Genomic DNA, 8,958 nt, shown 5'->3' on the forward strand with positions numbered 1-8,958 from the left:
GGCGTACTAGCAAGGATTTCCTCGCGCTAATCGCCGCGGCATAGTTCTCTTATCTCTTCCGAGAGCCGGCCCCGCACCGCATTCAGGGGGGGGGGGGGCACCCAGCACCCCGCGTGACCCCGCGCTCCCCTCCTGGCTTCACCCTTCCCTTATGGGGCGGGCAACAAGCCTTCTAGACATCAGACCACCTGATGACCCGGAGACAGGGGCGCTCCGCTTCGACAATGAGGTCGCTGAAAATGAACACCACTGAAAATCACCAAGGCGCCCCGAAGGGCACCAGCGACGTGCCGGTCGTCTCCGTCCGTGGGATCGGCAAGGTCTACCCGGGCGTGGTGGCTTTGGCCGACGTGGACATCGATCTGCGTGCGGGCGAGATCCACGGGCTCCTCGGCGAAAATGGAGCCGGGAAATCCACACTTATCAACATCCTCTCGGGAACGGTAAGGCCGAGCGCAGGGACGATCTCGATCGATGGCGCGGAAGTGGCCATCTCGACTCCGCGCGATGCCCAAGACCTCGGGATCTCCACCGTCCACCAAGAACAGTCACTAGCCCCTAACCTCACTGCCATCGAGAACATCTTCCTGGGACGAGAGATGGTCGCTGGCCGCAACCGTGCCGTGGGAATTCTCGACGAGAAGGGGATGCGAGCTCGGGTTCGCGAACTCGCCCATGAATTCGGCCTCACGCATCACGACATCAATGTCCCTGTCGAAGCGCTCGGTGCCCTCAAGCAGCATGTCGTGCAGATCATCAAGGCGCTGGCATTCCGCACCCGCGTCCTCATCCTCGATGAACCCACATCCGGTCTCGCCGACCACGAGCGTTTGACCCTTTTCAGCTACATGCGCCAGCTGCGCGAGAAGGGGATTTCGCTCCTGTGGGTCACACATCGTCTCGATGAGCTCTTCGGGTTGACCGACACCATCACAGTGCTGAGGGACGGCCGGCTCGTCGCCAACGTCGATCCTGCCGACCACACCGCAGATTCGCTCGTGCGGCTCATGGTCGGGCGCTCGAACCTCGCCGCGCGGGAGGACATCGCCGACGGCAAAACCGCCAAAGGCTATTCGGGTCCACGGGACGAAGTCCTCCGGTTGGAGGCCGTTACCCGCCACCCGCGCCTGCATGAGGTATCGCTGGCGGTCCGCCGCGGCGAGATCTTGGGGCTCGCCGGCATTGCCGGTGCTGGCCGAACCGAGACGGCGATGGTCATTCTCGGGGCCGACAGGCCCGACTCCGGCCAGATCTTCCTGCATTCCAAGCCAACTGTCATCCATTCACCGCGAGAGGCCCGGCAGAAGGGCGTCATGTACGTCCCGGAGGAGCGAAAGACCCACGCCATTCTCGGCGACTTCTCCATCAAGAGGAACATCACCATCTCGGACCTGAGGAGAACCGCTGTTGCGGGACTCTTCCTTCGTGGCTCCCATGAGTCGGAGACAGCCAAGAGGTTCGTCGGTGACCTGGGCATCAAGACGAGCTCGGTGCAGGAGAAGATCCGCAATCTCAGCGGAGGCAATCAGCAGAAGGTCGTCATTGCACGGTGCCTCTTCACGAATCCTGATCTGATCATCTTCGACGAGCCGACCCAGGGAATCGACGTAGGAGCAAAGGCCGAGGTCTACCGCCTGATCTACGACTTCGTTGATCGGGGCGGGGCAGCCATCGTGATCAGTTCTGAACTCCCCGAACTGATCCGCGTCTCCGACCGCATCGCCGTGATGCGCGAAGGAACCATCGTCGGCGAACTCGAAGGAACGGGGCGGGATGAAGCCGCCTCTGAGACGAGCGAGCTCGGCGAACAGATCATCTCGCTTGCGACCCGAGGAGCGGTAGCCGCATGAGCATCCTCCAGCGTGCTTCAAGGACACTGGCGATTGACGGCGTCGCCGTCTCGATCGCCTTCCTGGCCATGGCGATCTATTTTGCCCTAGCGTCGCCCTACTTCCTGAGCCCCGACAACATCTACAACACCTTCGTGGAATCCGTCCCGGCCATCCTGCTCGCCGCAGGCCTCACATTCGTGCTGATCAGCGGGGGCATCGATCTGTCTATCGGCTCGAACATCGGGCTCAGCGCGGCGGCCACCCTGTTCGCGTCGATGAACGGGGCGCCGACCGTCCTGGCGATCCTCGCCGGAACAGGTACGGGATTGATCATCGGCCTCATCAACGGCGCTTTCGTCGCCGGTCTCGGATTGAGCGACTTCGTCGTCACCCTCGCGACCCTGAGCATCGGTGCGGGCACACTCCAGGTCTTTACCGTTCACACCCAGCTGACCGGCACCACGGACAGTTCCTTCCTTGCCCTCGCAGGAGGCAAGATCGCAGGGGTTCCGACCGGCGTCCTCATCGCCGCCGTCATCCTCGTCGTGCTCGAGATAGCCCTCGTCAAGACGCCGTTCGGCCGCTCCGTCTATGCGACCGGAATCAACCCGAACGCGGCCTATCTCGCCGCGGTCAGTGTCCGCAAGACCAAGTTCACGGTCTTCGTCATCTCGGGAGCCGTTGCCGGCATCGCAGGCGTGCTCTTGGCGTCTCACCTGAATTCTGTGCAGCCCGGCCTCGGGGGAGGTTACGAACTGACGGCCATCGCTGGCTGCGTCGTCGGCGGCGTTTCGCTCGCAGGTGGCCGAGGGAGCATCTGGCGCGCCGCCGTCGGTGCGTTCTTCCTCGCCATCCTCAACCGCGGCCTCCAGCTGATCGGCGTCGACCCACTGTGGTTCTCCATCGTGACCGGAGCGGCGATCGTCGCCGCCGTGGCGTTCGACCGAGGCGCTCAGAAGTGGCTGCAGACCACACTGCGTCCCATGGCCCCGGCGCGAGCTGCGGCCCCGAAACCCAGCGAGGCATGACATGACTTCTTCTCTCAGCGCATCCCGCCTCAGCACCCGCATCCAGGCCCTCCTAGCCAAGCCGGCCTCCGGCCTGGTGATCCTTCTGGTCCTGTTCATCGTCCTCATGACCTTCGTCTCGCCGTCGTTCCTCAGCTTCGGGAACTGGGAGAACATCGCGAACCAGGCGGTCTTCGTGCTCCTGCTCGCCTTGGGCATGACGGTCGTCCTCATCGCCCGAGGCATCGACCTCTCCGTGGGATCGGTCATGGGGCTTTCAGCAGGAGTTGCTGCCTACCTCATCACACAGGGCCTCATCTTTCCGCTCGCCCTGCTCGCGGGCATCGGCTGCGGACTGGCATGCGGGCTCGTGAATGCCCTCCTGATCACAAAGCTGGGGCTACCGGACTTCGTTGCGACGCTGGCCATGCTCGGCGTCGCCCGCGGAGCCCTCTTCCTCTGGACGAGGGGAACCCCGTTCACCCGCTACATGACACCGGAATACCGCCTCGTCGGCGGCCAAGTGAAGCTCGCCGGCCTCATCAGCATTCCGGTGCTTGTCGCCATCGTCCTTTGCGTCGCGGTGGCCCTCATGCTCCGGAAGTCCGTGATCGGCCGCTACCTCTACGCCGTGGGCGGCAACCCAGACGCGGCGCGCCTCTCCGGCATCTCCGTCCCTGCAGTCCAGACGTTCGCGTATATCGTCAGCGGCGGCTGCGCAGGTCTCGCGGGAGTCATCATGGCCGGACGGGCCACCAATGTGGCACCCACGCTCGGAACCGGCTACGAGATTCTTGCCATCACCGCGGCAATCATCGGAGGGGCAGCACTGAGCGGCGGACGGGGCCGAATGATCGGAGCCATCCTCGGTGCGCTCACCATCACGCTCATCACCAATGCCATGAATATCGCCGGCATCACCTCGGAGTGGCAGCAGATCGTCACGGGGGCCATCCTGCTCCTCGCGGTGCTGCTCGACCGACTCACGGCGTACTTCAAGCAGCGCCAGAACAGCGCCGAAATCGAGCAACCCAGCCCTCAGCCCCAGGAACCAGCGCCCATCCAGCAGGTGGGACAGGCAGTGAGCTGATCTCTCCAGGACGAAAACATCATCCGCAGCACCCGCACCGCACCCAGTTTCAAAGGAGAAATGACATGGGAAACGTCCCACCGAATGAGAATGCCAAGCCCGGATCAACGCGGCGACAGATGCTCGGCGCCGGCGCCCTGTTAGGCTCGCTGACCCTGCTCTCCGCCTGCACCACGCCGCCCGGCGGCGCGACGGGCGGCGGCGGCGGTGGTGGTGGGGCAGCATTGGCCGGGAACGCGGACTACGCCGCCGCGGTCAAGAAGCTTGTCAACGGCCGCACTATCCAAGTCGGCTTCACCCCGCCGGTGCTCTCCGAGTACTACACCCAGATGGAGAACGCCGCCTTCACGAGGATGGCCCAACTCGAGGACGAGTACGGGGTCAAGTGGAAGTGGGAGAAGTCCTCGCCCACGGGAAACTTCAACGCAGTCGAGCAGCAGATCAGCACGGTCCAGACCTGGACGAGCCGCAAGTTCGACATTGTCTTCATCTGCACGGGAGCAAACTTTGCGACGATGCAGGGGGTGTACAAGAAGTCCATGGATGCCGGGACGAAGATCTTCCAGTTCAACCAGCCAGTCGAGCTGTATCCCGTCGATCAGATCAATACCGTCTCCAACATCGGGTACGACAACCGATGGCAGTCCGGCTACGTGGCCGGCAAATTCCTCGCTGACACCCTCAAAGGCAAGGGCAAGATCGCGCAGATTATGGGCCCGTCCGGCTCTGATTGGTCCCGTGCCCGCCTGATCGGCTTCAACCAGGCAATGTCAGAGAACCCAGGGCTTCAGGTCGTGGCCACGGCCGACGGCGGGTACCTCCGCGACAAGGGCCTTTCCGCGGCCCAGGACCTCCTCACCCGCCACCCCGACATCAATGCCATCTATGGGGAGAACGAGGACATGGCGCTCGGAGCCTCGCAGGCGGTCGATGCGGCTGGCCTGAAGCAGTGGGACGGCAACCAGGGAATCGTCATCGTCGGCGCAGACGGTCTGCTTTCCGGCATGGATGCCATCCGCAACGGGAAGCTGACCGCCTCCGTCGACGTGAATTCCGTTGACAATGCCATCCAAATGATCGACGTTGCATTCCAGTCTGTCGTTCTGGGCAATTACGTCCCGAAGATCTCAAACGTTGCCACACATCTGGTGACCAAGGACAACGTGGACGCATATGCCGCTTATATCAACGGCATTATGGCACCCCCCAAGAAGTACTGAGACCAGAATTCATACGGTCATGATGAGGCGGGGTGGAGCACTTTGGTGCCCTACCCTGCCTCATGCCAGAACACGCCGATTTCTGCAACCTCCAGGCTGCTGGAGATCGGACCACCTGACCAGTATGATTCAGGAGTCACCCCCACGGGGGAAAGACCGAAAAGCCCGTCAGGGGGAAGGACGAACGATGGTCGAGACCGTCAGCAGGATCGAACGCGTAGAGCGCCTCCGAGTCTCGGACTCGGTGGCCGCCCAATTGACTCAGCTCATCACCAAGGGCGTCTACGCCGTGGGTGAGAAGCTCCCGCCGGAGCGCGTGCTCGCGGAGGAATTCGGCGTGAGCCGCAGTTCCATGCGCGAAGCCATCAGAAGCATCGAAGCCAGCGGCCTTGTCAGCAGCAACCACGGGGTGGGCGTATTCGTCGTCAGCAACACCGTCGTCTCCCAAGCTGCCTCCGACCTGTTGGTGTTCGAGGGCTTTACTGTGCCCGAGCTGTTCGAGGTCCGCCGGATGATGGAACGGGACGCCGCGGGGTTGGCCGCACGCCGGATCACGCCAGGCTACGCCTCCGAGCTCCAGGACATCCTCGCCCGATGCGCTGACCCGAACCTCTCCAATGAAGAATTCGTCAAGCTCGACTTCAAGCTGCACCACACGATCGCGAAGGCTTCCCAGAATGGCTTGCTCGCAACGATCTACAGCAGCCTCGAGCCGATGATGGTGAAGTACTCGCATCGAGTCATCGACCTCCCCGGACGTCGCGAAGATTCCCACAGGGGCCACGCCAGGATCGTCGACGCGGTCGTCGCCGGCCAAGTCCGCGAGGCCCAAAGTGCCGCCGTCGCCCATATCCGCGACGTGGAAAGGGACATCGCCAAGAATATCGCCCAGCCCACCACGCCCACGTCCTAGCCACACGGGCCCCGGCACCTCTGGACTCCCAGATATCCTTGGACCTCGATTCGGCGATCGCCAAACGGGACGATATCGGGAGGAGGAATTAGCTTTGCCAGGCGCATCAAGAGGCTCAGCCAGCGGTCCATCGCGAAAGCCCAGCATCAACGATGTGGCTCGGATGGCTGGCGTCTCGTACCAAACCGTCTCGAGGGTCATCAACAACGCGCCGGATGTGAGCCCCTCAACTCGCGAACGAATTCTCCGCGTCATCCAGGAGATTGGCTATCGCCGCAATCGGACGGCGACCACTCTTGTCACCAGCCGCTCCACCGTAATCGGAATCCTCACCGACGGCTCCCCCCGCTTCGGCCCCGTTGGGACGCTCATCTCCCTCGAGAACGTAGCCCGCCAGAAGGGCTACGGCACAACCGTCGTGACCGTCGAGGAGCCATACGAATCAACCGTGCAGGACGCCCTCGACACGCTGGACGACGTTGGCGTGGATGGAATCATCGTGATCGCGCCTCGGCTCTCGATGGCCTCGGAGGTCTGGAGGACGTCGCTTCGGGTGCCGGTTGAGATGATCGCCGCCGGCGCACTATCGACCCCGAACGTCTTCACCTTTTCGGAGAACCAGGAGCTCGGTGCCCGCATGGCTACCCAGCACCTGATCGACCTCGGTCACACTGATATCGCACATATCGCCGGCTCCATGGAGTGGTTCGACGGCCGCGTCCGCAAGCGGGGCTGGGAAAGCGCGTTGCGCGACGCCGGGCTGCCGCCCGGGCTCTGCCTCGAGGGCGACTGGAGCCCCAAGTGGGCCTATCAGACAGGCCTCCGCCTCGTGGCCGAGGGCCGCGTTCCGCAGGCCATCTTCGCGGTGAGCGACCACACCGCCCTTGGCCTCGTCCGGGCATTCGCAGAGAACGGTGTCAGAGTGCCCGAAGACGTCAGTATCGTCGGCTTCGATGATGTCGAAGGATCGGATTACTTCCTGCCGCCGCTGACGACGGTCCGGCAGGACTTCGCTTCCTTGGCAACACTCAGCATCGACGTGCTGATCGGCGCGATTGAAGGCCGCGAGGTCGATCGCACGCCGAGCGTTCCCACTCTCGTAGTTCGCAAGAGTGCGATCCCCGCGAGGCTCCGGCAGACCAGCCGCTAGCCGCCCGCTCCCGCTCTTCCCGGCTTCAGCTCTGACCGTCTCAACCGGAGATTTATCTGCGGGTCTCGTGAGTCTTGACAGATTGGGCGTGAACGTTCACGATGGAAGAGTTGTGAACGTTCACGGCAAAGCCGTCCACTCCTCCTCGCACCCTGGCAGCACCGATGCCATCGCGACAGGCGTCGACGCCTTCATCCCGGTCACCACCTCGGCTGTGGTCGGGTTTTCCGAGAGTATGGACCTGCTCGCCGAGCCGTTCACCGTCACCCAGATCACCCCACTCAGCTGAGACCGCTCCAACCCCGCAAGGAAATCACCATGCGCCGCCCCTTCACCTTGTTCACCGGACAGTGGGCCGATCTTCCGCTCGAGGAGGTCGCACGGCTCGCAGCCCACTGGGGCTACGACGGGCTTGAGATCGCCGTCTCGGGAGACCACCTAGACGCCTCCCGGTGGAACGAGCCTGGCTACGTCCAATCCAAGCTTGATCTTCTGGACCGATATGGCCTCAAGGTCTGGGCGATTTCAAACCATCTCAAGGGGCAGGCCGTCTGCGACAACCCCATCGACTTTCGTCATCAGGCCATAGTCGGTCCGCGAGTGTGGGGCGACGGCGACCCCGAGGGCGTGCGGCAGCGGGCTGCGGAGGAGCTGAAGAACACCGCACGGCTGGCCCGTGCGCTAGGAATCGACACGGTGGTCGGCTTCACAGGCTCAAGCATCTGGCAGTACGTCGCGATGTTCCCGCCGGTGCCGGAAACGATGATCGATGCTGGCTACCAGGATTTTGCCGACCGCTGGAATCCCATCCTCGACGTGTTCGACGACGAGGGCGTGCAGTTCGCGCACGAGGTGCACCCCTCCGAAATCGCCTACGACTACTGGACCACTGTCCGCACGCTCGAAGCGATCGATCACCGTCCGGCCTTCGGGCTGAACTGGGACCCCTCCCACATGATGTGGCAGGGCATCGACCCGATCTCCTTCCTCTGGGACTTCCGGGACAGGATTTACCACGTTGACTGCAACGACATCAAAGTCCGCACAACTGGCCGGAACACCCTGCTGGGCTCTCACCTGCCTTGGGGCGACCCCCGGCGTGGGTGGGACTTCGTGTCGGCGGGGCGGGGAGATGTCCCGTGGGAGTCTGCGTTCCGGGTCCTGAATGCGATCGGCTACTCCGGCCCGATCAGCATCGAGTGGGAGGACGCCGGGATGAACCGCCTTTATGGGGCGCACGAGGCTCTCGAACTCCTCTCAAGGTATGACTACGACGGTGCCCCTGCGAGGTTCGACACGGCTTTCAGCAGTCAGGGCTGATTTCGAGGGTACGGGCTACACGAGTCTCACGTTTCCCCTCAGCGGTGCTGGTCGAACGCCTGGAGGAGCCGGCATGACCGAGCCGCCGAGGTTCCACGCCGTGGCGAGACCTTCCAGCTCGGCGCCCGTCGCCGACGATGGGGCGCAGCTGCGCTCCGGCCCCCTCAAGGGTCGGCAGGGCGAGGTCGCGGACCACCTTCACAACGGCGGGCGCGACCGCGAGGTAGGCCGCAGCTGCGGCGAGCTTCGGCCGGGTGGGGGCGGAGAGCCCGCTCGCGGCGTCAGAGGCAGCGGCAAGCAGCCCCTCTCCACGACCATCCGGTCCGTGACGAGTTCCAGGTTCTCCATGCCACCGCGCCGTGCCGATCACGCGCGCGTGGCGCGAGTCGTCGATCAGCTGGAACAGGTCACGGTCCCCCGTGACCA

The 8,958-nt window shown here is 63.6% G+C and carries 8 protein-coding genes and 1 pseudogene; 8 read left to right on the top strand and 1 reads right to left on the bottom strand.

Features of this window, described 5'->3' with window-relative positions; translation table 11 throughout:
- Positions 1-239 precede the first annotated feature (239 nt).
- The 8 genes from ACTHL9_RS06460 (at position 240) to ACTHL9_RS06495 (ending at position 8,532) form a co-directional block, all read left to right on the top strand.
- Positions 240-1,850 (top strand): sugar ABC transporter ATP-binding protein, encoded by a 1,611-nt coding sequence (locus ACTHL9_RS06460; RefSeq protein ID WP_440518025.1) that lies wholly within the window; start codon positions 240-242, stop codon positions 1,848-1,850.
- Positions 1,847-2,860, top strand: a complete 1,014-nt coding sequence (locus tag ACTHL9_RS06465; RefSeq protein ID WP_440518026.1) for an ABC transporter permease — start codon at positions 1,847-1,849, stop codon at positions 2,858-2,860. The genes ACTHL9_RS06460 and ACTHL9_RS06465 overlap by 4 nt, the downstream gene beginning before the upstream one ends.
- Position 2,861: 1 nt before the next feature.
- A complete protein-coding gene (locus ACTHL9_RS06470) occupies positions 2,862-3,929 on the top strand; it encodes an ABC transporter permease (protein WP_440518027.1) in 1,068 nt (355 codons plus the stop codon).
- 65 nt (positions 3,930-3,994) lie between these two features.
- Positions 3,995-5,149: a sugar ABC transporter substrate-binding protein gene (locus tag ACTHL9_RS06475; protein WP_440518028.1), complete on the top strand. Its 1,155-nt coding sequence runs from the start codon at positions 3,995-3,997 to the stop codon at positions 5,147-5,149.
- Positions 5,150-5,336: 187 nt separating this feature from the next.
- Entirely contained in the window at positions 5,337-6,062 is a 726-nt protein-coding gene (locus ACTHL9_RS06480; protein WP_440518029.1) for a FadR/GntR family transcriptional regulator, read from the top strand.
- Positions 6,063-6,216: 154 nt separating this feature from the next.
- On the top strand, positions 6,217-7,212 hold the full coding sequence (locus tag ACTHL9_RS06485) for a LacI family DNA-binding transcriptional regulator (RefSeq protein WP_440518030.1): 996 nt from the start codon (positions 6,217-6,219) through the stop codon (positions 7,210-7,212).
- A gap of 112 nt (positions 7,213-7,324) precedes the next feature.
- On the top strand, positions 7,325-7,501 hold the full coding sequence (locus ACTHL9_RS06490) for a hypothetical protein (protein WP_440518031.1): 177 nt from the start codon (positions 7,325-7,327) through the stop codon (positions 7,499-7,501).
- Positions 7,502-7,530: 29 nt separating this feature from the next.
- Positions 7,531-8,532 (top strand): sugar phosphate isomerase/epimerase family protein, encoded by a 1,002-nt coding sequence (locus ACTHL9_RS06495; RefSeq protein WP_440518032.1) that lies wholly within the window; start codon positions 7,531-7,533, stop codon positions 8,530-8,532.
- Here the strand turns inward: ACTHL9_RS06495 and ACTHL9_RS06500 are convergent.
- A pseudogene (locus ACTHL9_RS06500) lies at positions 8,516-8,958 on the bottom strand (hypothetical protein); the annotation flags it as partial. The gene ACTHL9_RS06495 and the pseudogene ACTHL9_RS06500 sit on opposite strands and share 17 nt — an antisense overlap.

It is taken from the genome of Sinomonas sp., from assembly GCF_051955515.1.
GTDB lineage: Bacteria > Actinomycetota > Actinomycetes > Actinomycetales > Micrococcaceae > Sinomonas.